The 22,917-nt window shown below is 71.2% G+C and carries 17 protein-coding genes and 4 pseudogenes; 10 read left to right on the top strand and 11 right to left on the bottom strand.

Going from position 1 to position 22,917, the window contains the following annotated elements; all coding sequences use genetic code 11:
• Nucleotides 1-5: 5 nt before the first annotated feature.
• The 3 genes and pseudogenes from DK389_RS00825 to DK389_RS00815 all read right to left on the bottom strand — a co-directional run bounded on the left by DK389_RS00825 (nt 6) and on the right by DK389_RS00815 (nt 1,780).
• Nucleotides 6-691: pseudogene (locus DK389_RS00825) on the bottom strand (CoA pyrophosphatase).
• Nucleotides 688-1,284, bottom strand: a complete 597-nt coding sequence (locus DK389_RS00820; RefSeq protein ID WP_109886875.1) for a DUF1285 domain-containing protein — start codon at nt 1,282-1,284, stop codon at nt 688-690. Before DK389_RS00820 ends, DK389_RS00825 begins: the two are co-directional and overlap by 4 nt.
• A 70-nt stretch (nt 1,285-1,354) precedes the next feature.
• Entirely contained in the window at nt 1,355-1,780 is a 426-nt protein-coding gene (locus DK389_RS00815) for a PaaI family thioesterase (protein ID WP_109886873.1), read from the bottom strand.
• A gap of 238 nt (nt 1,781-2,018) precedes the next feature.
• On the opposite strand from DK389_RS00815, the gene DK389_RS00810 reads away from it, so the two are divergent.
• The 4 genes and pseudogenes from DK389_RS00810 to DK389_RS00795 all read left to right on the top strand — a co-directional run bounded on the left by DK389_RS00810 (nt 2,019) and on the right by DK389_RS00795 (nt 9,072).
• On the top strand, nt 2,019-3,023 hold the full coding sequence (locus DK389_RS00810) for an AAA family ATPase (protein ID WP_109886871.1): 1,005 nt from the start codon (nt 2,019-2,021) through the stop codon (nt 3,021-3,023).
• A gap of 3 nt (nt 3,024-3,026) precedes the next feature.
• Nucleotides 3,027-3,938: a DUF58 domain-containing protein gene (locus DK389_RS00805; RefSeq protein ID WP_109886870.1), complete on the top strand. Its 912-nt coding sequence runs from the start codon at nt 3,027-3,029 to the stop codon at nt 3,936-3,938.
• Between the two features lie 10 nt (nt 3,939-3,948).
• Nucleotides 3,949-6,779: pseudogene (locus tag DK389_RS00800) on the top strand (DUF4159 domain-containing protein).
• Nucleotides 6,780-6,990: 211 nt separating this feature from the next.
• Nucleotides 6,991-9,072 carry a hypothetical protein gene (locus DK389_RS00795; protein WP_109886868.1) on the top strand — a complete coding sequence of 694 codons (2,082 nt, stop codon included), beginning with the start codon at nt 6,991-6,993 and terminating at the stop codon, nt 9,070-9,072.
• 106 nt (nt 9,073-9,178) lie between these two features.
• Here DK389_RS00795 and DK389_RS00790 read toward each other — a convergent pair whose 3' ends face one another.
• The 6 genes and pseudogenes from DK389_RS00790 to DK389_RS00770 all read right to left on the bottom strand — a co-directional run bounded on the left by DK389_RS00790 (nt 9,179) and on the right by DK389_RS00770 (nt 16,033).
• Nucleotides 9,179-9,676, bottom strand: coding sequence for a GNAT family N-acetyltransferase (locus DK389_RS00790; protein ID WP_109886866.1), 498 nt, complete (start codon nt 9,674-9,676; stop codon nt 9,179-9,181).
• Nucleotides 9,677-9,751: 75 nt separating this feature from the next.
• Entirely contained in the window at nt 9,752-10,855 is a 1,104-nt protein-coding gene (locus tag DK389_RS00785) for a microcin C ABC transporter permease YejB (RefSeq protein WP_109886864.1), read from the bottom strand.
• 18 nt (nt 10,856-10,873) lie between these two features.
• Nucleotides 10,874-12,736, bottom strand: coding sequence for an extracellular solute-binding protein (locus tag DK389_RS00780; protein ID WP_109886862.1), 1,863 nt, complete (start codon nt 12,734-12,736; stop codon nt 10,874-10,876).
• A pseudogene (locus tag DK389_RS00775) lies at nt 12,733-14,633 on the bottom strand (extracellular solute-binding protein). The gene DK389_RS00780 and the pseudogene DK389_RS00775 overlap by 4 nt, the downstream one beginning before the upstream one ends.
• A gap of 121 nt (nt 14,634-14,754) precedes the next feature.
• Nucleotides 14,755-14,928, bottom strand: coding sequence for a hypothetical protein (locus DK389_RS31885; RefSeq protein ID WP_162560433.1), 174 nt, complete (start codon nt 14,926-14,928; stop codon nt 14,755-14,757).
• 157 nt (nt 14,929-15,085) lie between these two features.
• Entirely contained in the window at nt 15,086-16,033 is a 948-nt protein-coding gene (locus DK389_RS00770; RefSeq protein ID WP_109886860.1) for a c-type cytochrome, read from the bottom strand.
• A 276-nt stretch (nt 16,034-16,309) separates the two neighbouring features.
• Between DK389_RS00770 and DK389_RS00765 the strand changes: the two are divergent.
• Both DK389_RS00765 and DK389_RS00760 read left to right on the top strand, forming a co-directional pair.
• A pseudogene (locus DK389_RS00765) lies at nt 16,310-17,051 on the top strand (3-deoxy-manno-octulosonate cytidylyltransferase).
• Between the two features lie 6 nt (nt 17,052-17,057).
• Complete coding sequence (locus tag DK389_RS00760) at nt 17,058-17,915, top strand: prephenate dehydratase (RefSeq protein ID WP_109886858.1); 858 nt, start codon at nt 17,058-17,060, stop codon at nt 17,913-17,915.
• 3 nt (nt 17,916-17,918) lie between these two features.
• On the opposite strand, the gene DK389_RS00755 is transcribed toward DK389_RS00760, so the two are convergent.
• Nucleotides 17,919-18,644 (bottom strand): tyrosine-protein phosphatase, encoded by a 726-nt coding sequence (locus DK389_RS00755; RefSeq protein ID WP_109886856.1) that lies wholly within the window; start codon nt 18,642-18,644, stop codon nt 17,919-17,921.
• Between the two features lie 186 nt (nt 18,645-18,830).
• Between DK389_RS00755 and DK389_RS00750 the strand changes: the two genes are divergently transcribed.
• Nucleotides 18,831-19,340: a GNAT family N-acetyltransferase gene (locus DK389_RS00750; RefSeq protein WP_109886854.1), complete on the top strand. Its 510-nt coding sequence runs from the start codon at nt 18,831-18,833 to the stop codon at nt 19,338-19,340.
• Nucleotides 19,341-19,472: 132 nt separating this feature from the next.
• On the top strand, nt 19,473-20,012 hold the full coding sequence (gene ppa / locus DK389_RS00745) for an inorganic diphosphatase (protein WP_109886852.1): 540 nt from the start codon (nt 19,473-19,475) through the stop codon (nt 20,010-20,012).
• A gap of 18 nt (nt 20,013-20,030) precedes the next feature.
• Here the strand turns inward: ppa and DK389_RS00740 are convergent, their stop codons facing one another.
• A complete protein-coding gene (locus tag DK389_RS00740) occupies nt 20,031-21,287 on the bottom strand; it encodes an FAD-dependent monooxygenase (RefSeq protein WP_109886850.1) in 1,257 nt (418 codons plus the stop codon).
• 109 nt (nt 21,288-21,396) lie between these two features.
• Between DK389_RS00740 and tesB the strand changes: the two genes are divergently transcribed.
• Both tesB and DK389_RS00730 read left to right on the top strand, forming a co-directional pair.
• Nucleotides 21,397-22,266 carry an acyl-CoA thioesterase II gene (gene tesB, locus DK389_RS00735; RefSeq protein ID WP_109886848.1) on the top strand — a complete coding sequence of 290 codons (870 nt, stop codon included), beginning with the start codon at nt 21,397-21,399 and terminating at the stop codon, nt 22,264-22,266.
• A 308-nt stretch (nt 22,267-22,574) separates the two neighbouring features.
• Complete coding sequence (locus DK389_RS00730; RefSeq protein ID WP_109886846.1) at nt 22,575-22,913, top strand: P-II family nitrogen regulator; 339 nt, start codon at nt 22,575-22,577, stop codon at nt 22,911-22,913.
• Nucleotides 22,914-22,917: the final 4 nt, after the last annotated feature.

Genomic DNA, 22,917 nt, shown 5'->3' with positions numbered 1-22,917 from the left:
ACGCCTTACAAACATAAGTGCTGATGGAGATTGTGCAGGATCCCGGCCGTGAGGCCCCAGATCATGCGTTCGCCGAAAGGGATGGCGTAATAGTGCCGAAGCTGCCCCTTCCAGACGAGCGCGTTCAATTCGTAGCGCGACGGATCCATCAGGAAGGCGAGAGGCACCTCGAAGATCTCTGCGACCTCCGAAGGGTTCGGCGCCAGCGGCGCGGCGGGATCGACGAGGCCGACGACGGGCGAGACGAGGAAGCCGGTCGCCGAGAGGTAGGGATCGAGGTAGCCGAGCGGCCGAACCCGCTCGCGGGCAAGGCCGATCTCCTCCTCGGCCTCCCGGAGCGCCGCGTGAAGAGGCGTCTCATCGTGGGGGTCGATCTTGCCGCCCGGAAAGGCGATCTGGCCGGAATGATCGCGCAGGTGCGGCGAGCGCTTCGTCAGCAGAACGAACAGGCTGTCGTAGCGGGGCACGACCGGCACGAGCACGGCGGCCCGCCGATGCGGCCGGGCGGCGCAACGGCCTTGCCCTCGGGATCGAGGGAGTGGTCGCCGCGCGGGTTCGAGGTCGGGTCGCAGGGTCCCGGCGGCTCCCGCGAGAGCCGTGCCTCGGCACGGGCCAGGAACTTGGCCAGCCCCACCTCGCCGGGCGGCCTCACGGCCTCTGAGGCCGCCGCGGCGCGAGACGCCTGGCTCATGCCGCCTCGACGGGCGCAATGCGGTGGAACTCGCCCGCGGCGGCGAGCCCGAACCAACGGGCCCCGTCGATCTCGCACTCCTCTCCCATGTCCACGAGATCGTAGGTGAGGGCGCGTGTCAGCAGCGCCCAGAGGCCGCGCCGGACGTGGATGTAGGGGCGCAGGCCGCCGCCCTCGTCCTGCTCGAATCGAAGCGTGTGCTCGGCATCGAGGGGGACGAGGTCGTCGACATTGGTGCGGAAGGCGATGCGGCGAGCCTCGCCCGCGCCCTCGACGGCCATCTCCACGGCGACGAAAGGTGCGTCGTCCACCACGATCCCGACGCTCTCGACCGGCGTGACGAGGACGATGCGCCCGTCTGCCTCCTTGCGGAGGATCGAGGCGAAGAGCTTGACCAGGGCCGGACGCCGGATCGGCGAACCGTTGTGAAACCACGTCCCGTCGGAGGCGATGCGCATGTCGATCTCGCCGCAATAGGGCGGGTTCCACGATTCGACGGGCGGTGCTCCGCGCGCCGCCAGGCCACCGAGAGCCTCGCTGAGGCGGCTGAGGGTCGAGTCGGCGGGCACGTCGTTCGTGGCAATCGCTGTCATGCGCGCATCAGATAGGGCGCGGAGGGCACTGGCAATCGGCTGGCCGACCCAGGGTTCGCCGGCCTCGCCATCATGCAGCAGGCTTGCGGCGCAGGATCTTCCAGACGCCCGTCGCACTGGCGACGACATCCGCGCCGCAGGTGAGGTCCGTGCGCAGGAAGACGAGGGAACTCGTGCGTTTCACGATCTCGGGACGGGCCTCGATCCAGTCGCCGATGCGGCCGGCCCCGATGAACTGCATGTCCAGCTGGATCGTGACGCAGTTCGCCCCATCGGCCGCCGCCATCGCGGCGACGCCGAGCGCCCGGTCGGCGAACGTCATCAGCATGCCGCCCTGCACAATGCCGATGAGGTTGGCGTGCTTCTTCTCCGCGCGAAAGCCGTATGAACCGTCCGGCCGATGCCAGACCGGACCGACATGGGCGACGAAACCGGGATCGTCGAAGGCCTCCCAGCCGGCGGAAGGCTCGGGCAGGAGAGCAGGGTCGGAAGCCATGGCAGTCTTTCGAAGCGGGGCGGTAAGATCGAGGACCCAATTCGGCTCGGCGCCGGTTGATCCGGGAAGCGCCGTGAGCGAATCCGGCTGCGGCGACACTGACCTTGCCAGCCCGCCCCAAAGGACGCCACACTCCGGCCCTTCGACAGGTCTCCCAGGTATCGTGCGAGAGGCACGGTCCCTGCACACCGACCGCGACGCTCGACCGCCGGGCCGCGAGAGACGGGAAACGACGCGCATGACGCACGGCTCTTCGCCGGCCACCAGCCTCGACGACGGCATCGTCGCCACCGCCGAATCCTGCCTCGCCGCAGTCGGCAACGCCCGGGAGGCGATCCACGGGGTCATCTTCGGCCAGGAGCAGGTCGTCGACCTTGCCCTCGTGACCATCCTCGCGGGTGGGCACGGCCTCCTCGTCGGGTTGCCGGGGCTCGCGAAGACCAAGCTCGTGGAGACGCTCGGCACCGTCCTCGGCCTCGACGCTCGGCGGGTGCAGTTCACGCCCGACCTGATGCCCTCCGACATCCTCGGCACCGAGATCCTCGACGAGGACGCCGACCGGCGCCGCTCCTTCCGCTTCGTGAAGGGCCCGGTCTTCACGCAGCTCCTCATGGCCGACGAGATCAACCGCGCGAGCCCGCGCACGCAATCGGCCCTGCTGCAGGCGATGCAGGAGCATTTCGTCTCGGTCGCGGGCGAGCGGCACGACCTGCCGCGCCCCTTCCACGTGCTGGCGACCCAGAACCCGATCGAGCAGGAGGGGACCTATCCTCTGCCGGAGGCGCAGCTCGACCGCTTCCTCCTCGAGATCGATGTCGGCTATCCCGACCGGGCGGCGGAACGGCGCATCCTCATCGAGACGACTGGCGTCGAGGAGACACGGGCGCGCGCCGTCATGACGACGGACGACCTGCTCAGCGCGCAGCGCCTCGTCCGTCGGCTGCCGGTCGGCGAGGCCGTGGTCGACGCGATCCTCGATCTCGTCCGCTCGGCCCGCCCGGAGAGCGGCGAGGCGATCGTGAAGGGCAAGCTTCTGTGGGGGCCGGGCCCCCGTGCGAGCCAGGCCCTGACGCTCGCCGTCCGCGCCCGCGCACTGATCGAGGGCCGCGTCGCTCCGTCCGTCGCCGACGTGAAGGCACTGGCCGAGCCCGTGCTGAAGCACAGGATGGCGCTGAGCTTCGCGGCGCGGGCCGACGGCGAGACCGTGCCGGGGCTGATCCGGCAGCTCGCGGACAAGCTCTAGCGGATGGTCGCGACCCGGGTCTCGGGCCCCGCCGAGCGCGCCCCCGGACGGCGCGAGACCGAGAGCGCGCTCTCGCTGGCCGAGCGGATGCCGCGCCTCGTGCTGGAGGCGCGCCGCGTCTCGTCGACGCTGGCGCACGGGCTGCACGGCAGGCGGCGGGCCGGGCCCGGCGAGAGCTTCTGGCAATTCCGGCCCTTCGTGACCGGGGAGGCAGCGGCCCGCATCGACTGGCGCCGCTCGGCGCGGGACGACCGGCTCTACGTGCGCGAGCGCGAGTGGGAGGCCGCCCACAACGTCTGGCTCTGGATCGACCGCTCCGCCTCGATGGGCTTCGTCTCCGACCTCTCCGACACACCGAAGGTCGAGCGAGCCCTGGTCATCGGCATGGCGCTCGCCGAGACGCTGGTCGAGGGCGGCGAGCGGGTCGGCCTCCTCGGGCTGACGCGGCCGAACGCCTCCCGCCGCATCGTCGAGACGATGGCGCAGGCGATCGTCGGCGACGAGACCGGCCTCGCGCAGGATCTGCCGCCGCGCGCCGCCCTCGGGCGGTTCGACGAGGCGATCCTGGTCAGCGACTTCCTGACGCCGCTGCGCGAGATCGAGCCTGCCCTCCGCACCATCGCCGGGCACGGCACCCGCGGCCACCTCGTCCTGATCGCCGATCCCGTCGAGGAGACGTTCCCGTTCGCGGGGCAGGCCGTGCTGCAGGATCTGGAAGCGGGGATCAGCCTCGACGTCGGGGATGCCGCCGCCTGGGGCGAGGCCTATCGCGAGCGCATCGCCGCCCATCGCGCGGGGCTGCTCGGCCTCGCCCGGGACCTCGGCTGGACGCTGACGCTCCACCGCACCGACCGCCCGGCGAGCGAGGCGGCGCTCCGTCTCGTCACCCTGGTCGCCGCCCGCGGCGCCGGCTGAGGAGGGCGTGATGCTCGGACCGCTGACCTTCGCCGCGCCCTTCGCGCTCGCCGCCCTCGTCGCCTTGCCGGCCCTCTGGTTCCTGCTCAGGGTAACGCCGCCGCGCGCCCGCCGGATCGATTTTCCGCCGCTCCGGATCGCCGCCGACCTCGCGCCGCGGCGGGAGACCCCGGCCCGGACGCCGCCCTGGCTGCTGATCCTGCGGATGCTGGCCGCCGCTGCCCTCATCCTCGCCGTTGCGGGCCCCGTCTGGAACCCGGCCGGGATCGGCGCGGGTGGCGGGCGGGCTCCGCTCATCCTTTTGATCGACAACGGATTCTCGGCCTCCCACGATTGGCGCGAGCGCCAGCGCGTCGCCACCGACACGGTCGAGGGCGCGGCCCGCGACGGCCGCCCCGTCGCGATCCTCAGCCTCGCCGACCCGGTTGCGGGCATCGAGGCGCGAACCCCGGCCGCCGCGCTGGAGCGGCTGCGCGCCGTCGCGCCGCGGCCCCACCTCGCGGACCGGACGGCCCATCTGCCGGCGATCGGCAGCTTCCTGGAAAGGACGCCCGGATCCGGCATCATCTGGATCAGCGACGGCGTCGCGGGAGCGGGCGAGGGACGGTTCGCGCCGGATCTGGAGGCGCTCGCGACGAAGCACGGCGCTGATCTCGCGATCCTCAAAGCGGACCAGCCGCCGTTGATCGCGATCACCGGCTCGGAGGGAGGCGGACGTCTCACCGCGCGGGTCCTGCGGGCCGCGCCGAACGGGCGCGACAGCGGCCTCGTCCGAGCGCTCGACCAGAAGGGCCTGCCGCTCGCCGAGCACGATTTCGCATTTGCCCCGAACGCCACCGAGGCCGAAATCGTGTTCGACCTGCCGGTCGAGTTGCGCAACGCCATCGCGCGCCTCGAGATCGCGGGCGAGCGCTCGGCCGGCGCCGTGACCCTGATGGACGAGCGCGGCAAGCGCCGCCGCGTCGGTCTCGTCTTCGGCGGCACCGCCGATCAGGCCCAGCCGCTGCTGGCGCCGACCTACTACCTCGCCAGGGCGCTCGGCCCCTTCGCCGACGTGCAGGAACCTCGCGGCGCCAAGGGCACGGCCGAGTCGATCGGACAGATGCTCGACAGCCAGGTCTCGGTGCTGGTCCTCGCCGATGTCGGCGCGCTCGATGAGCAGACGCTCGCCCGCGTCGCCAAGTTCGTCGACGGGGCGGCCTCCTGCTCCGCTTCGCCGGGCCGCGGCTCGCCGCCGGCAACGACCCGCTGGTCCCCGTGCGCCTGCGCCGCGGCGGGCGGACCCTCGGCGGAACGTTGTCCTGGGACAGCCCGAAGACGTTGGCACCCTTCGCCCCCGAGAGCCCCTTCGCCGGGCTCGCGCCGCCGGCCGATATCGGCGTGCGCCGCCAGATCCTGGCCGAACCCGACGGCGAGTTGCCGAGCCGGACCTGGGCCTCCCTCCAGGACGGCACGCCGATCGTCACCGCCGAGAAGCGGGGGCAGGGGCTCGTCGTGCTGTTCCACGTGACCGCCGACACGACCTGGTCGAACCTGCCTCTGTCGGGTCTGTTCATCGACATGCTGCGGCGGGTGGTGGGGCTTGCCGGCAGCAGCGCCGCCCCGGTGGCCGACGGGGGCCCGCGGCCGGCGGCCGCCGTGCTGGCGCCCCGCCTCACCCTCGACGGGTTCGGGGCGCTCGGCAGCCCGCCCGCTTCCGCCAAGGCCGTCTCGGCCGATTACGGGGACCGGGCGACCGGCGAGCATCCGCCCGGCTTCTACGGACCGGTGGATGGCGGCATCGCCGTCAACGCGCTCCGGCCGGACGACCGGCTGATGCCCCTCGACCTCGCGAGCCTCTCGGGCGCCCGACTCGGCTCGCTCGCGGGCGCCGAGACCCTTGACCTGCGCGCCCACCTCTTCACCCTTGCGCTGATGCTCCTCGTCCTCGACACGCTCGCCGGCCTCTGGCTCGGCGGCTTCCTCAGCCGGTCCACCGGCGGCCTGATGGGCCGGGTCGGCCGCCGGCCGGCCGCCCTGCTGCTCGCCGGCCTCGCCGCCCTGGCGCTCGCTGCCCCGCTGCCCGCGCGCGCCGAGGAGCCGGCAGCGAATCGCCCGAACGGCTTCGAATCCGCCCTCGTGACCCGGCTCGCCTACGTGATCACCGGCGACGCGGCGGTCGACGAGGCGAGCCGGGCCGGCCTCTCGGGGCTGACCCAGATGCTCGCCTCGCGCACGGCGCTCGAACCGGGCGAGCCGGCCGGCCTCGACCCGGCCAAGGACGAACTCGCCTTCTACCCGCTGATCTACTGGCCGATCGCCCCGGGGCGCCCGCAGCCGGGCGAGACCGCGATCCGCCGGATCGACGCCTTCATGCGCAACGGCGGCACTGTCCTGTTCGACACCCGCGACGCCCTGACGAGCCGCCCGGGCGACGGGCCGACACCGGAGGCGGCCTACCTCCGCAAGATGCTGGCGACGCTGGAGGTGCCGGAACTGGAGCCCGTGCCGATCGACCACGTGCTGACGAAGGCTTTCTACCTCGTCGAGACCTTCCCCGGCCGCTACGCCACCGGCCAGACCTGGGTCGAGGCGCTGCCGCCCGCGGGCGAGGGCGCCGAGCGCCGCCCGGCGAGGGCCGGCGACGGGGTCAGCCCCATCATCATCACCGGCAACGACCTCGCCGCCGCCTGGGCGGTGGGGCGCCGGGGCGAGGCGCTCTATCCCGTGGTCGGCGGTGACCAGCGCCAGCGCGAGATGGCCTTCCGCGGCGGCGTCAACATCGTGATGTACACGCTGACCGGCAACTACAAGGCGGATCAGGTCCACGTGCCGGCCCTGCTGGAGCGGCTCGGACAGTGAGATATTCGCTCTTCACGATGAAACGTCCGAAGGTTCGCACCCTGTCTTTATCAGGCGCGCCTCACCTCTCCCGTTCGGGAGAGGTCGAGTCCGCGTCAACGGACCGGGTGAGGGTTACAGGTCTTTCCGAAACGGTCGCACCCCTCACCCCAACCCTCTCCCGAACGGGAGAGGGGGCCCGGCATAGCTTCCCTTTCCGGGGCCGCATTCCATGCTGAGCCTCAGCTTCACGCCCCTGGTGCCCTGGCCGGTCCTGATCGGCTTCGGCATGCTCGCGCTGCTGTTCTGCGTCCTCGCCCTCGTCGCGCGGGGGCGCACGGCGGCCCTGCGCGCCCTCGTCTTGCTCCTCGTCCTCGGTGCCATCGCCAACCCGTCCCTGGTGCGGGAGGACCGGGAGCCGGTGAAGGATGTCGCGGCCGTGATCGTCGACCGCTCGGGCTCGCAATCGCTGGGTGACCGGCCGGCCGTGACCGATCAGGTCCGGGCGGAGCTGCAGCGCCGCTTCGGCGCGCTCACCAACATCGAGCCGCGCTTCATCGACGTGCCGGATTCCCGCGAGGGCGACGGCGGCACGCAGCTCTTCGCGGCGCTCTCGCAATCGCTCGCCGACGTGCCGCCGGAGCGGCTGGCCGGCGTAGTGATGCTGACGGACGGCGTCATCCACGACATCCCGGCCTCCGCCGCGGCGCTCGGCCTCAAGGCGCCGCTGCACGTCCTCGTCACCGGGCATCCGGACGAGCGCGACCGCCAGATCAAGCTCCTCGAAGCGCCCCGCTTCGGCATCGTCGGCAAGGAGCTGACGATCCGGGCCGAGGTGATGGAGCGTGGCGGCACCGGCAACGCCGTGGTGACCGTGCGCCGCGACGGCGAGCAGATCGGCCGGCGCAGCGTGCCGACGGGCAAACCCTTCGCCCTGACCACGAAGATCGAGCATGGCGGCCCGAACGTGGTCGAGATCGAGGTCGAGCCGCTGCCGGGCGAGCTGACGACCGTGAACAACCGGGCGGTGCTGCCGATCGAGGGCATCCGCGAGAAGCTGCGCGTGCTCCTCGTCTCCGGCGAGCCCCACCAGGGCGAGCGGACCTGGCGCAACCTCCTCAAGTCCGACGCCAACGTCGATCTCGTCCACTTCACCATCCTGCGGCCGCCCGAGAAGCAGGACGGCACGCCGATCTCGGAACTGTCCCTGATCGCCTTCCCGACGCGCGAGCTGTTCGTCCAGAAGATCAAGGATTTCGACCTGATCATCTTCGACCGCTACGCGAACCAGAGCGTGCTGCCCGCAGCCTATTTCGACAACATCGTCCGCTACGTGCAGGAGGGGGGCGCGCTCCTCATCGCGGCGGGGCCGGAATTCGCCTCCTCGGCGAGCCTCGCCCGCACGCGGCTCTCCTCGATCCTGCCGGGCGACCCGAACGGCCGCGTGGTCGAGCAGCCCTTCAAGGCGGCTCTGACGCAGACCGGCGCGCGCCACCCGGTCACGCGGGCGCTACCCGGCTCCGAGGCGAGCCCCCCGGCCTGGGGAGAGTGGCTGCGGATCGTCGCCGCGCAGACGCGACCCGGCGTGCAGCCGATCATGGCCGGCGCCAACAATCTGCCGCTGCTCGCGCTCTCCCGCGAGGACAAGGGCCGCGTCGCGCTCCTGCTCTCGGACCATGCCTGGCTCTGGGCGCGGGGCTACCAGGAGGGCGGGCCGCATCTCGACCTGCTCCGTCGCCTCGGCCATTGGCTGATGAAGGAGCCGGCGCTGGAGGAGGAGGCTCTGCGCGCTCAGACCACGGGCCGCGGCCGCGAGGTTCGCGTCGAGCGCCAGACCATGGCGGATACGGCCGAGCCCGTCACCGTCACCGGCCCGACCGGGCAGGAGCGGACCCTGACCCTCACGGAGACGCAACCCGGCCTGTTCTCGGCGACCTTCGAGGCGAGCGAGCTCGGCCTGCACACGCTTCGCTCCGGCTCCCTCGTCGCCTTCGTCAGCGTCGGCCCGGCCAATCCCCGCGAGCTGACGGACGTGTTCAGCGACACCGAGCGGACCCGGGCGCTGGCCGAGGCGACGGGCGGCTCGATCCGCCGGGTGGCGGATGCGGGCGGCATCAGCGTGCCGCGCCTGCAGAGCGTTCGCAGCGGTCGCCTCAGCGGCGGCGACTGGATCGGCTTCCGCCCGAGCGACAGCGCCATCATCCGCGGCGTCGAGGTCTACCCGCTCGCCCTCGGCCTCTGGGCGCTCGCCGCGATCGGCGCGGCCCTGCTGGCGATGTGGCTCGTGGAAGGGCGCCGCGGCCGGGCCGCGTGAGGAAACGGGGCGTGAGCCCCGCCCCACCTCTCCCGTTCGGGAGAGGGGACCCGCGCACGGTCCTCCGGCGTCGAGGCGTCCTCAGATCGTCGTGCAAAACACGGCCTCAGCCGCCGGAAACCGCGCCTTCCGCCGCCGCGAAGGCGCCCGCAGCGAGTTCGAGCCAGAGGAAGCGGGCCGGATCGACCGGGCCGGGCAGCACGATGCGGCCCGGGGGCACGGGCACGAAGCCGAAGCGGCGGTAATAGGGCGCGTCGCCGACGAGGATGACGAGACCGTGGCCGGCCTCCCGCGCCGCGGAGAGGCTGGCCTCCATCAGGGCGGCCCCGACGCCGCGATTGCCGAAGCTCGGGTCGACCGTCAGCGGCCCCAGCACGAGGATCGGCTGCTCGCCCGCGCGGGCTGGGCCGACCCGCACGGACCCGACGAGGAAGGTGCCGACGAGGGCCGTGAAGCTCAGTTCGGCCCGATGCCCCACGCCCTCGCGCAGGCGGTAGGCGGTGCGGGCGAAGCGGCCCGGCCCGAAGGCGCGGGCATGCAGGCGCTCGATGGCCGGCCCATCGTCGGGATGCTCGGGCCGGATGACGAGGGAGAGGGGGGACACGCGCGCTTCCGGGATAGGGCGTCGCCGGATAGCAGGGCCGGTGCGGGGCTGCAATTGGGCCGGGACGCGCTCAGCTCACGTGGCCCGCGCGGCGAAGTCGATGCGCGGGTCGATCCAGACGTAGATCAGGTCGGAGAGGAGATTCACCGCGAGCCCCATCAGGGAGAAGATATAGAGCGTGGCGAAGACCACCGGATAGTCGCGCCCGACGATCGACTGGAACGAGAGCAGCCCGAGCCCGTCCAGGCTGAAGATCGTCTCGATCAGGAGCGAGCCCGTGAAGAAGGCCGAGATGAAGGCGCCCGGGAAGCCCGCCACCACGATCAGCATCGCGTTGCGGAAGACGTGTCCGTAGAGGATGCGGCGCTCGCTGAGGCCCTTCATGCGGGCGGTCAGCACGTATTGCTTGCGGATCTCGTCGAGGAACGAGTTCTTGGTGAGCAGCGTCGAGGTCGCGAAGGCGCCGATCACCAGGGCGGTCAGGGGCAGCACCATGTGCCAGGCGTAATCCGCGATCTTCTGGCCCCAGGTGAAGCTCTCCCAGCCCTCGCTGGTCAGGCCCCGCAGGGGGAAGATCTGCAGGAACGAGCCGCCCGCGAACAGGATGATCAGCATCAGCCCGAACAGGAAGCCGGGGATCGCGTAGCCGATGATGACCACGAAGGACGTCCAGAGGTCGAAGCGGGAGCCGTCCTTGACCGCCTTGCGGATGCCGAGCGGGATCGAGATCGCGTAGGACAGCAGCGTCATCCAGAGGCCCAGCGAGATCGAGACCGGAAGGCGCTCGCGGATCAGCTGCAGCACGCTGACATCGCGGAAGTAGCTTCTCCCGAAATCGAACCGGACGTAGTCCCAGAGCATCTTGGCGAAGCGCTCGGGCGCCGGACGGTCGAAGCCGAATTGCTGCTCGAGCTTGGCAATGAATTCGGGGCTCAAGCCTTGCGCCCCGCGATACTTCGAGCTCGATTCGGAGCCGCGGTTGGCGGACATCCCGCCGCCGAGATCGCCCGCCCCGCCGGTCACCCGCGAGAGCGCGCCGTCGCCCTGGCCCTGCAGCTGCGCGATGACCCGCTCCACCGGTCCGCCGGGAGCGAATTGCACGATGGCGAAGGTGATCAGCATGATCCCGAACAGGGTCGGGATCATCAGGGCGATGCGGCGCAGGATGTAGGCGAGCACGAAGGTCCCCTTCCGCGGTCAGTTGCGGCCGATCCGGCGCGCCTTCTCGGCGTCGAACCACCAGATCGCGGGCGCGCCGAGCCCGTATTTCGGGCCCGCGGCCGGGCGGCCGTAGACGTCCCAGACCGCGAGGCGGTGGCTGCCCGAATACCACATCGGCACCCAGTAGCGGCCGGCCCGCAGGACCCGGTCGAGGGCGCGGCAGGCGGTGGTCAGATCCTGGCGGGAGGCCGCGTCCGCCACCCGGTCGAGGAGGGCGTCGATCGCCGGGCTCGCGATGCCCGCGAGGTTGTTGGAGCCCGGCGTGCCGGCCGCGCGCGAGCCGTAGGCTTGGCGGAGCTCGGCCCCAGGCGTCACGCCGTTCGAGAAGCGGCGGGAGGTGACGTCGAATTCGAAGTCGTTGAGGCGCGCCTGATATTGCGAGGGATCGACCTGCCGGATCGTGCCCTTGATGCCGATCAGCCCGAGATTGCGGATGAAGGGGTGGGTGTGGGGCTCGAGCGCCGGGTCGGCGTCGAGGAACTCGATCTCGATCGGCTTGCCGTTGGGGAGCCGGATCGTGCCGCCCTCGCGGGTGCAGCCCGCCTCCCGCAGGAGCGCCACCGCGCGGCTGAGGAGCGCGCGGTCCTGGCCGGACCCGTCGGAGACCGGCGGCCTCCAGGCCTCGCCGAAGACCTCGGCCGGCAGCCCGTCGCGGAGCGGATCGAGGAGGGCGAGCTCCTCCGTGGAGGGCTTGCCCGTCGCCTTCAGGTCCGAGTTCTCGAAGAACGACGCCGTGCGGGTGTAGGCGTCGTACATCAGGTTGCGGTTCGTCCACTCGAAATCGAAGCAGAGACCGATCGCCTCGCGCACCCGCGGGTCGCGGAACTGCTCGCGGCGCCCGTTGATCCACCAGCCCTGCGTGCCGGACGGCGTGGCGTCGGCGACGGTGGTGCGCAGGACGCGCCCCTCCTTCACGGAGGGGAAGTCGTAGCCCGTCGCCCAGATGCGGGCGGTGAATTCCTCCCGGTAGGTGAAGGCGCCGCTCTTGAACGCCTCGAAGGCCACCTGCCGGTCGCGGAAATACTCGTAGCGGATCGAATCGAAATTGTTCTGGCCGACATTCACCGGCAGGTCCGCCGCCCAGTAGTCGCGAACCCGCTCCAGCTCGATGAAGCGGCCGACATCGAGGCGCCCGACCTGATACGGGCCGGAGCCCAGCGGCGGCTCCAGGCTCGACGCCTCGAAATCCTTGGTCTCGTAATAGGTCGCCGAGAAGATCGGCAATTGCGCCACGAAGAGCGGCAGGTCGCGGCTGCGCCCGGGCGCGAAGGTGACGACGACGGTGCCCTCGTCCGGGGCGACCGCGTCGGCCATGTCGCGGATCACCTGCGAGATCTCGGGGTGGCCCTTGTCCCTCAGGAGCTTCAGCGAGACGGCGACGTCCCGGGCGGTCAGCCGCGAGCCGTCGTGAAAGCGGGCCTGCGGGCGCAGGCGGAACGTGTAGGTGAGCCCGTCCTCGCTCACCTCTACGGCGCGGGCGACGAGGCCGTAGAGCGCGTCCGGCTCGTCGAGAGCGCGCACCATCAGGCTGTCGAAGGTGAGGTTCATACCCGCCGCGCCGTCGCCGCGCAGGACGTAGACGTTGAGCGTGTTGAAGGTGTTGCCGTTCTGGTTGCCGAAGGTCGAGGAGATCTGCGCCGAGAAGCGCCCGCCATGGGGGGCGGCCGGGTTCACGTAATCGAAGTTCTGGAAATCGGCCGGGTATTTCAGGTCGCCGAAGCTCGACAGTCCGTGGACGGCGCGGAGCGCCTGCGCGCGGCCCGCGCCGGGCAGGCAGGCCGCGCCGGCGAGCGCCCCGGCGCCGAGGACGAGGCAGCGTCGCGTGGGGGCGGGGCTCAACGGGGCGCCCCCGTCTTGGCGGCGAGCGTCTCGTCGTACCACCACGTCGTCGGGAAGCCCGAGCCGCCGTAGCGGGGCAGCAGCGCCGGGTGGGCGAAGCGATTCCAGCGCAGCGTCCGGGAGACGCCCGAGGCCCATTGCGGCACCACGAAATTGTGGGCGAGCAGGGTCCGGTCGAGGGCCGGGTCGCGGCGACGACACCGGGGCGGTCCTTGGCGAAGATCACCTTCTCGACCAGCGCGTCGATACCCGGATCCTTGATCCCAGCGATGTTGCGGGCCCCCGGCTTGTCGGCCGCGGCCGAGCCCCAGTACTCGCGCTGCTCGTTGCCGGGGGAGAGCGATTCCGGCCACGAGCTCGTGGTGATGTCGAACTCGAAGGCGCGCATCCGGTTCTGATACTGCGCCTGGTCGATGACGCGCAGCGTCGAATCGATGCCGATCAGCCGCAATTGCGCGGCGAAGGGCAGGATCACCCGCTCGAAGACGTTCTGGAACTCCAGGAACTCGACGGTCAGCGGCTCGCCGGTCTTGGCGTTCACCATCTTGCCGCCGCGCAGCTCGTAGCCCGCCTCGCGCAGCAGCTTGACCGCCTCGCGCAGGTTTGCCCGCACCGCGTCCGGGCCGTCATTGACTGGGTTCTTGTAAGGCGTCGTGAAGACGGAGGCCGGGACTTTGTCCTTGACGCTCTCGAGGATCGCCCGCTCCTCGCCCTCGGGCAGCCCGGAGGCGGCGAGCTCGGAACCGAAATAGTAGGAGTCGATCCGCTTGTAGAGGCCGAAGAACAGGGCCCGGTTCATCTCCTCGAAGTTCATGGCGAGGTTGAAGGCGCGCCGCACCCGCTCGTCCTTGAACTTGTCCCGGCGCAGGTTGAACACGAAGGCCTGCATGATGCCGTTGCCGCGGTCCGGGAATTCCTCCTTGATCAGGCGGCCGTCCTTCACGGCGGGGAACTCGTCGTAGGCGGTGGCCCAGTTGCGGGCGACGTTCTCGCTGCGGAAATCGTAGAGATCGCCCTTCAGCGCCTCCACCAGCACGGTCGAATCCCGGAAGTACTCGTTGCGCATCGTGCCGAGGTTGTTGCGGCCGGCATTCACGGGCAGGTCCTTGCCCCAGTAATCGGCCACCCGCTCGTAGGTCGCGCTGCGGCCGGGATCGAACTTGGCGAGCCGGTAGGGGCCGGAGCCGAGGGGGATCTCCAGCGTGGTCTCGGTCGGGTTGCGCACCTTCCCCTCGGCGGTCTTACCCGTCCACCAGTGCTTGGGCAGCACGCGGAGCTGGCCGATCACCTGCGGCAGCTCGCGGTTGCCGGTCTCGCTGAAGGTGAAGGTCACCTCGCGCTCGCCCGTCCGCTCCGCCTTCGCCACGTTCTGGTAATAGGCGGCGTAGAAGGGGCTGCTGTCCTTCAGGATCCCGAAGGACCAGACCACGTCCTCGACCGTGATCGGCTCGCCGTCGTGCCAGCGGGCGCCTTCGCGCAGGCGGTAGGAAACCGAGGAGAGATCGGGCGCGACGCGCACGGCCTCGGCGAGCAGGCCATAGGAGGTGAAGGGCTCGTCGAGCGATTCCGTCATCAACGTGTCGTAGATGAGCAGGGTCCCGCCCTCGAGGTCGCCCTTCAGGCCCGACACGATCGTGTTGAAATTGTCGAAGCCGCCGAGCGCCCCGAGGCGCACGAGGCCGCCCTTCGGCGCGTCCGGCTTGGCGTAATCGAAATGCTTGAAGTCCGGCCCGTATTTCGGCTCGCCCATCAGCGTGATCGCGTGGGCCCACTGGCCGGACGGCGCGGTGACCGAGGCGGCGGGCGCCGTCTCGGGTGCCGCTCCTGCCGGAAGCCCTGGCAGGGCGACGCAAAGCGTCGCGGCGAAGAGGCGTCCGATCAGGGCGTGCGCTGTCACGGTGGGGCGATCTCCCGGTGGGGCGCCCGGACAATGTCCGGACGCTAGGGCCGGGCGCCGTTCTAGGACGGACGGGCGCCGCGCGCCAAGCCGGCGCGACGGCGCAGGTCGCCGGCTCGCCTCATTCGTCGCGCTGGGGTTCCGTCTTCACGGGAAGCTGGGGCCGCAGCAGACGCATCGATTCCTCGATTCGGGCCCGGCCCGACGCGATGGCGAGGCGCGTGAGGGCGAGGCACCGGTCGGTGCGGCCCTGGAAGGAGAAGTCGATCCGCGCGGGGCGCTGCGGCTTGTGCATCGGGCCCTTCTGGGATGGGCCTTCCACCCGCGCAATCACCTGGATCAAGAACCTGGATCAAGCTCGGCGGTGGGGCCTCGACCGGGAACCGTCCCGCCTACAAGCACGAAAGGCCGGGCACGGGGCCCGGCCTTCGATGATCCGCGGCGAAGGCGCCTCACTGCCCGGCGGGCTTGTCCCCGCTGGCATCGACATCCTTGGCCTTCTGCTCGGCGGCAGGATCGGCCTTGGCGGGGGCCTCCGTGGCGTCCGGCGCCTTGGGGGCAGCCGGGGCGGGGGCATCCTTGGCGGTCGGTGCCGGGCCGCCTGCCTCGGGCGCCTGCTGCGGAGCGACCTCGTTGTGGCCCTCGACGCTGCCGGCAGGCTTCGGCCCGACGGGCTTGGCCTCCTGCGTGTCGGCGGGCTTGGCCGGGCTGTCCTTGCCCTCGGACGGCTTGTTGGCGGCCGGTGCCGCGGCCGACGGCTTCTCGCCGGCAGGCTTGGCCTCGGTGGGCTTGGTATCTGCGGGCTTGGCGCCCTCGGCAGCCTTGGCCTCCGCCGGCTTGGTCTCCGCCGGCTTGGCCTCGGCCTTCTCTGCGGCCGGCAGCGCCTTCGGGCTGTCGGACAGGGTGCGCAGGTAAGCGATCACGTTGGCGCGCTCCTGCGGCGACGAGATGCCCGCGAAGGCCATCTTGGTGCCCTTGGCGTAGCCCTTCGGGCTCTCCAGGAAGTGATCGAGATCCTCGTAGGTCCAGGCGCCGCCCTTCTCCTTCAGGCTGGCCGAGTAGTCGAAGCCGGGCTCATGGGCCTTCTGACGCTCGACCACGTCCCAGAGGTGGGGACCGACCTTGTTCGGGCCGCCCTTCTCGAAGCTGTGGCAGGACTGGCAGGCCTTGGTGCCGCCCTGGCCCTTCTCGACATTCGCGCTGGCGAGCCGCACGGCGACGGGCTCGGCCTTGGCGGCGGGCGCGCCGGCGGTCTCCGCCTTCGGCTCCGGCAGCTCGTAGCCGGCATTGCCCGCGGGCTTCGGATGGTAGATCAGCTCGGCGACGAACCCCGATCCCATTGCGAACAGCAAGGCACCGAGCACCGCGCCGGCAACCTTGTTCACCTCGAATGAGTCCATTCTCGACAACTCCGGCGCGCCGCCGGGATGCGCCCCCGCGGCACAAGATTGCGACCGGCAGGGGAGGCGCCGGACCTTGGAAAAGTTCGAGGGTGCCTTAGCCGCTCTGCCCCGATCTTGACAATGGCGTATTCGGCGTCGGCAAGGTCGCAGACCCGGCAGGCCGGGCCGGCCTTTCCCTCATTCCCCTTCCATGACAACACGCTTTGCGCCTGTTAAGCACCCGGCCCGCGACGGAAGCCTGCCGCAAACGCCGTTGCAAAGGTTGTTGACAGCATGTCCGACCCCCTCGTCCTGATCCCCGCGCGGCTCGCCGCGACGCGGCTGCCGAACAAGCCGCTCGCCGATATCGCCGGCGAGCCGATGATCGTGCATGTCTGGCGCCGCGCGACGGAGGCGGGCATCGGTCCGGTGGTGGTGGCGACCGACGCACCCGAGATCGCGGCGGCGGTGGAGGCGGTCGGCGGGGTCGCCGTGATGACGCGGGCCGACCATCCGTCCGGGTCCGACCGGCTCGCCGAGGCGCTTGAGATCGTCGATCCCGAGGGGCACCACGACGTCGTCGTGAACGTGCAGGGCGACCTGCCGACGATCGATCCCCGCGCCATCGGCGCAGCCGTGACGCCGCTCGCCGACCGGGCGGTCGACATCGCCACGCTCTGCGCCGTGATCACCCGGGACGAGGAGGCGACCGACCCGAACGTGGTCAAGCTCGTCGGGGTCCCGGCCGGGCCCGAGCGGCTGCGCGCCCTCTACTTCACGCGGGCCCGCGCCCCCTGGGGAGATGGGGCCCTCTACCACCATATCGGCCTCTACGCGTATCGCCGCACGGCGCTCGTCCGCTTCATGGCCCTGCCGCCCGGTCACCTGGAGACCGGGAGAAGCTGGAGCAGCTGCGGCCCTGGAGGCCGGGATGCGCATCGACGCGATCATCATCGACGACCTGCCGCTCGGCGTCGACACGCCCCACGATCTCGAACGCGCCCGCGCCCTGATGGGCGCCCGGCGCCTGAACTGACGGACGATGACGAACCGCACCATCTCCTACCAGGGCGAGCCCGGCGCCAACTCGCACATCCTCTGTGCGCAGGCCTATCCGGACTGGATCCCGCTGCCCTGCCAGACTTTCGAGGACGCCTTCGCGGCGGTGACGGAGGGGCGCGCCGCCCTCGCCATGATCCCGATCGAGAACTCGATCGCGGGTCGGGTGGCCGACATCCACCACCTGATCCCGACCTCGTCGCTCCACATCGTGGCCGAGCACTTCCTGCCCATCCACTTCCAGTTGATGGCGCTGCCCGGCGCCCCGGCGGAGGGGCTGAAGAGCGTGCACAGCCACGTCCACGCCCTCGGCCAGTGCCGGCGCATCATCCGGCGCCTCGGCCTGAAGGCTGTGGTGGCGGGCGACACCGCAGGCGCCGCCCGCGAGGTGGCGGAGGCAGGCGATCCGACGCGGGGCGCACTCGCCCCGGCGCTGGCGGCCGAGGTCTACGGCCTGGAGATCCTGGCACGCAACGTCGAGGACGAAGCCCACAACACCACCCGCTTCGTGGTGTTCTCGCCCGATCCCGAGCCGACGCAGCCGGGGGAGGGGCCGATGGTGACGAGCTTCATCTTCCGGGTCCGCAACATCCCGGCCGCGCTCTACAAGGCGCTCGGCGGCTTCGCGACGAACGGCGTGAACATGTCGAAGCTCGAGAGCTACATGATCGACGGCCAGTTCACGGCGACGCAATTCTACGCCGAGGTCGACGGGCACCCGGAGGATCCGGGCCTCGCCCGCGCCCTCGACGAGCTCCGCTACTTCTCCCGCGAGTGCAAGATCATCGGGACCTATCCGGCCCACCCGTTCCGGGAGACGACGCGGCTCGCAGCGGAGTAGCGTCTATTCCCGCCGGATCACCCCGTCGACCAGCACGTCCGACCAGAAGCCCGGCCGGAAGTCGCGCTTGAGCGCGGCCGGGTCGTACGCGGTCTCGACCCAGGTCAGGAAATCGAGCCCCTTCGGCTCGCCCTCGCGGAGGTAGAGCGCGAAGAAGGCGTCGAGGATGCCGGTCTTGGCGAAGCGGAAATGGCCGAAACGGGCCGAGAGCTGCCGGGCCGCCTCGGCGACCGGCCGGTTCTCGTGCAGAATCAGGTAGAGGGCTGCGGCGAGCCCCGCCCGGTCTGCCCCCGACTTGCAATGCATCACCGCCGGATACTCGATGCCGGCGAAGAAGTCCCGGGCGGCGAGGATGGTCTCGCGGGACGGCGCTTCGCGCGAGCGCAGCGTGAATTCGACGAGCTTGAGCCCGTGCCGCTCGCAGGCCTCGCGCTGCAGCGGCCACGATCCGTGCTCGCGCCCGCCCCGCAGCGAGATGATCGTGCGCACGCCCTGGCGGTGGAAGCGCGCGAGGTCGCGCGGGCTCGGCTGGGCCGAGCGCCAGATCTCGCCCGCCCCGACCCGGTGGTGGTTGAGATAGGCGAGGCGGAACACCCCGTGATCGACGAGGAGCATGTTCGCCCAGGCCATCAGGCGCGCCCCCGGCCCGGCGATCGGCCGCTCGAAGCGGGCGATGCGGGCGAGGCGCCGGGCGTTGCGGACCTCGGTGGTGCGAAATCGGTTGAACACGGGCGGCGCGGATCGCTGCGTTGGACGGCGGCCGGCTCTAACAGCCTGGCCGGGGCCGGCAAATCGGGGGTACGGTCGCGGCATCAGCCTTGCCTTCTCTTTGCCGGCATCCGGGCAGAACCTGAGGCAGGGCATTCGGGTTTCCCACCGGCGACGACGCGGGACGAGAGAGAAGGGATCCGGGGCATGAGCACGCGCAGCACGACGAGCATCCGCCGGGCCCGCGAGAGCGACGCGACCTCCCTCTCCGGGGTGTTCGATGCGGCCTGGCGCGAGGCCTATCGCGGCATCATCCCGGGCGTCGCCCTGGAGCGCCTGATCTCCCAGCGGGACGGACGCTGGTGGCGGGGGGCGCTCCGCCGCGGCCGCCCCATCGCCGTCGTCGAGACGCCGGAGGGCGTCGTCGGCTACGCCGCCTACGGGCGGGCCCGCAGCGGTGCCCTGAAGGCCGACGGCGAGATCGATGAGCTCTACCTCACCCCCGAGTACCAGGGCGTCGGTCTCGGGCGGCGTCTGTTCCGGGCCGTGCGCAACGATCTCGGCGATCACGGGCTGGCCCGCGTCGGCGTCTGGTCCCTGGAGGAGAACGAGCGGGCCGGCGCCTTCTACGAAGGTCTCGACGGCATCGTCGGCCCGCGCAGCCTCGAGCGGATCGCCGGACTGCGCCTCGCCAAGGTCGGATACCTGTTCCGCTGAGACCGGAACCGGGAACGTTTCGGCGGAAACGTCGCCGGGGCAGGCCGCGGCAGATTTCCTTCGTCGGGCAACGGCTCTAAGAGACCGGCAGACGGGCCCTCGCGTGCCCCGACCTCCGGGAGACGAGAGACCATGCGTATCGACGCCATCTCGATCGGCAAGCAGCCGCCGCACGACGTCAACGTGATCATCGAGGTTCCGCTCGGCGGCGAGCCGATCAAGTACGAGATGGACAAGGATGCGGGCGCCCTCGTCGTCGACCGCTTCCTCTACACCTCGATGGTGTATCCGGGGAACTACGGCTTCATCCCGCACACGCTCTCGGGCGACGGCGACCCGTGCGACGTCCTCGTCGCCAACACCCGCGCCATCGCGCCGGGCGCGATCATGAGCGTGCGGCCGGTTGGCGTCCTCGTGATGGAGGACAATGCGGGCGAGGACGAGAAGATCGTGGCCGTCCCCTCGCGCCACCTGACGATGCGCTACGACCGCATCGAGAACTACACCGATTTGCCCGACATCACCCTGAGCCAGATCCAGCACTTCTTCGAGCACTACAAGGACCTGGAGCCCGGCAAATGGGTCAAGATCGTGCGCTGGGGCGACAAGGCCGAGGCGCATCGCCTGATCCTGGAGGGCATCGAGCGCGCCAAGGGTGAGAAGAAGGGCTGAACCGTCCCGGGCGGGGCGCTACAGCGCCTCGCCCCTCAGGAGCCGCGGCTGCCCGCCCCGGAGGCCCGCGGCCTCGCCGATGAAGAAGCGCTTGAGCGCCGGCATCCGGTCGACGAGGCCGAGGCCGAGGTCGCGGACCAGGCGCACCGGCAGCACGTCGTTCGAGAACAGTCGGTTGAGCCCATCGGTCGCCGCCGCCATCGCCAGCGTGTCGAAGCGGCGGCTGCGCTCGTAGGCGCGCAGCACGTCCTCCCCGCCCGGATCCATGCCGAGGCGCAGGGCGTCGCTCACGGCCTCGGCGAGAGACGCCGCGTCAGCGAGGCCGAGATTGAGCCCTTGGCCGGCGATCGGATGGATGACGTGGGCGGCATCGCCGAGCAGCGCGAGGCGCTCGGCCCGGAAGCCGCGGGCGAGGCCGAAGGCGAGCGGGTGCGCGCTCGGGCCGTCCTCCAGGCTCAGTTCGCCGAGTTCGAGGGTGAAGCGCCGCTCGATCTCGGCCAGCACCTCGTCCGGATCGCCGCCGAGCAGGGCCGGCACGTCGGCCGTACGCTCCGTCCAGACGATCGAGGAGCGGTGGCCGAGGCGCCCGCCATCCGTGAGCGGCAGGATCGCGAAGGGGCCGCCCGGCAGGAAATGCTCGTAGGCCCGGCCCTCGTGGTCGCGGGCGTGCCCGATCGTCGCGACGATGCCGGATTGCGGGTAGGACCAGCCGACCCAGCCGATGCCGGCCGCCTCGCGCACACGCGAGCGCGCCCCGTCCGCGGCGACGACCAGGCTCGCCGTGAGAATGCGCCCGTCCGCGAGCGCGACGCGCATCGCGCCGCGCTCCGGCCGCGCGCGGGCCACGCCCGACGGGTCGAGATCGACGCCGGCCTCGCGGGCGCCCGCGAGCAGCGCCTCGACGAGGGGCTCGGCCTCGACCATGTGGGCGAAAGGATCCGCGCCCTCGCGGTCCTGCGCGAAGGTCAGGAAGACGGGACGCACGGGGTCGCTCAGCCGGCTGTCGCTGATCGCCATGTCGTGGATCGGCTGCGCCGCGCCGTCGAGGCGGGCCCAGGCTCCGAGCCGCTCCAGCATGCGCCGCGCGCCCGCCGCCACCGCGTAGGCGCGGCCGCGCTGGCGGGCGCCGCCGGCCGGCAGGCCCGGATCGCAGACGGTGACCGCGAGCGCCGGCCCGTGCGCCTGCTTGAGGGCGAGCGCCAGGGCGAGGCCCGGGATGCCGCCGCCGGCGACGAGGAGGGAGCGGGCGCCGGGCCGGGCTGTTGGATTCGTCATCGCTCCTCGCCTCCCGTGGATCGGCCCTGCGCAAGCCTGCTATGGACCTCAAGCCTGCTATGACCTGCCGCCCGAGGCCACAAGGCCCGCTTCAGCCGAACGTGATGCCATGACCGGAATCGTCGCCGAACTTCTCGAGATCCTCGACCTCGAACGCCTGGAGGTCGACCTGTTCCGGGGGATCAGCCCGCAGATCGGCTGGCCACGCGTCTTCGGCGGCCAAGTGGTGGCGCAGGCGCTCGTCGCGGCGACCCGGACGGTGCCGAGCACGCGCCCGCCGCACTCGCTCCACGCCTATTTCCTGCTCGGCGGCGACCCGAAGGTGCCGATCATCTACGAGGTCGAGCGCATCCGCGACGGGCGCAGCTTCACCACGCGGCGGGTCAAGGCGATCCAGCACGGGCGCGCGATCTTCGCGATGTCGGTCTCCTACCACGATGCGGAGGAGGGCTATGCGCATCAGGCCCGGATGCCGGAGGCACCCGATCCCGAGACGCTGCCGGACACGCGGGCGCTTTTGGCGGCCGGCGGCGCGGGCATTCCGTTCCCGGTCGCCGCCTATTTCGCCCGCGAGCGGCCGATCGAGCTGAAGCCGGTCTCGGTCAAGCGCTACCTCGTGCGCGAGCCGCGCGAGCCACGCTGCCAAGTCTGGCTGCGGGCAGCCTCGCCCCTGCCGGACGACCCCGCAATCCATCAGGCGGTGCTCGCCTACGCGACCGACATGACGCTCCTCGACGCGACCCTGATCGCGCACGGGCGCACGGTGTTCGACACCGACATGCAGTCGGCGAGCCTCGACCACGCGCTCTGGTTTCACCGGCCGTTCCGGGCGGACGACTGGCTCCTCTACGCCCAGGACAGCCCCTCCGCAGAGGGCGCCCGCGGCTTCGCCCGGGGGCAGATCTTCACCCGCGCCGGCGAACTCGTTGCCTCCGTGGCGCAGGAGGGCATGATCCGTCCGCGCAAGCCGCAAACCTAGCTGCGACAAAAGTACCGACGCGCGACTAGGTCGTGCGAATCGGGCCGGTTCTGCATAGATGGCGCGCGATCTGCACAATCGCGCGCCATTTTCGCGCGCCGAGCCGCCCAAACGGGCGCCGCGACCGGTCCATTTCCTGTGCAGTGGGCGGAGACCGCAAAAGGTTCCATCGGTCGGTGCCGCTGGCATAGTCCTTGAATGAAGGCCGGCGAGCGCAGGGTCATCCCGATCCCCGCGCAACCCGGACCGAGACGTCGCGACAAGGCGGCTCCGGCTTCCGGTCCCAGTCGGACAAGGGGGCGCCGCCCATGAAAATCGTGATGGCCATCATCAAGCCGTTCAAGCTGGAAGAGGTGCGCGACGCCTTGACCGGCATCGGCGTGCACGGCCTGACAGTGACCGAGGTCAAGGGCTACGGCCGCCAGAAGGGCCACACGGAGATCTACCGCGGCGCCGAGTACGCCGTGAGCTTCCTGCCGAAGCTCAAGATCGAGGTCGCGGTCGCGGCCGATCTCGTCTCCAGCGTGATCGACACGATCGCGGGTGCCGCCCGCACCGGCCAGATCGGCGACGGCAAGATCTTCGTGATGCCGCTCGAGAAGGCCGTCCGCATCCGGACCGGCGAGACCGACGCCGACGCCCTCTGACCCG

The sequence above is a fragment of the Methylobacterium durans genome (assembly GCF_003173715.1).
GTDB classification, from domain to species: domain Bacteria; phylum Pseudomonadota; class Alphaproteobacteria; order Rhizobiales; family Beijerinckiaceae; genus Methylobacterium; species Methylobacterium durans.
This window is presented reverse-complemented; position numbering and strand designations above follow the sequence as displayed.

Excerpts from the sequence above, each read along its gene's own strand:
- DK389_RS00795 (WP_109886868.1), top strand. The coding sequence starts at position 6,991 with ATGCTGAGCCTCAGCTTCACGCCCCTGGTGCCCTGGCCGGTCCTGATC.
- DK389_RS00740 (WP_109886850.1), bottom strand. The coding sequence starts at position 21,287 with ATGACGAATCCAACAGCCCGGCCCGGCGCCCGCTCCCTCCTCGTCGCC.
- tesB (WP_109886848.1), top strand. The coding sequence starts at position 21,397 with ATGACCGGAATCGTCGCCGAACTTCTCGAGATCCTCGACCTCGAACGC.
- DK389_RS00770 (WP_109886860.1), bottom strand. The coding sequence starts at position 16,033 with ATGGACTCATTCGAGGTGAACAAGGTTGCCGGCGCGGTGCTCGGTGCC.
- DK389_RS00805 (WP_109886870.1), top strand. The coding sequence starts at position 3,027 with ATGGTCGCGACCCGGGTCTCGGGCCCCGCCGAGCGCGCCCCCGGACGG.
- DK389_RS00820 (WP_109886875.1), bottom strand. The coding sequence starts at position 1,284 with ATGACAGCGATTGCCACGAACGACGTGCCCGCCGACTCGACCCTCAGC.
- DK389_RS00760 (WP_109886858.1), top strand. The coding sequence starts at position 17,058 with ATGACGAACCGCACCATCTCCTACCAGGGCGAGCCCGGCGCCAACTCG.
- DK389_RS31885 (WP_162560433.1), bottom strand. The coding sequence starts at position 14,928 with ATGCACAAGCCGCAGCGCCCCGCGCGGATCGACTTCTCCTTCCAGGGC.
- DK389_RS00810 (WP_109886871.1), top strand. The coding sequence starts at position 2,019 with ATGACGCACGGCTCTTCGCCGGCCACCAGCCTCGACGACGGCATCGTC.
- ppa (WP_109886852.1), top strand. The coding sequence starts at position 19,473 with ATGCGTATCGACGCCATCTCGATCGGCAAGCAGCCGCCGCACGACGTC.
- DK389_RS00815 (WP_109886873.1), bottom strand. The coding sequence starts at position 1,780 with ATGGCTTCCGACCCTGCTCTCCTGCCCGAGCCTTCCGCCGGCTGGGAG.
- DK389_RS00730 (WP_109886846.1), top strand. The coding sequence starts at position 22,575 with ATGAAAATCGTGATGGCCATCATCAAGCCGTTCAAGCTGGAAGAGGTG.
- DK389_RS00750 (WP_109886854.1), top strand. The coding sequence starts at position 18,831 with ATGAGCACGCGCAGCACGACGAGCATCCGCCGGGCCCGCGAGAGCGAC.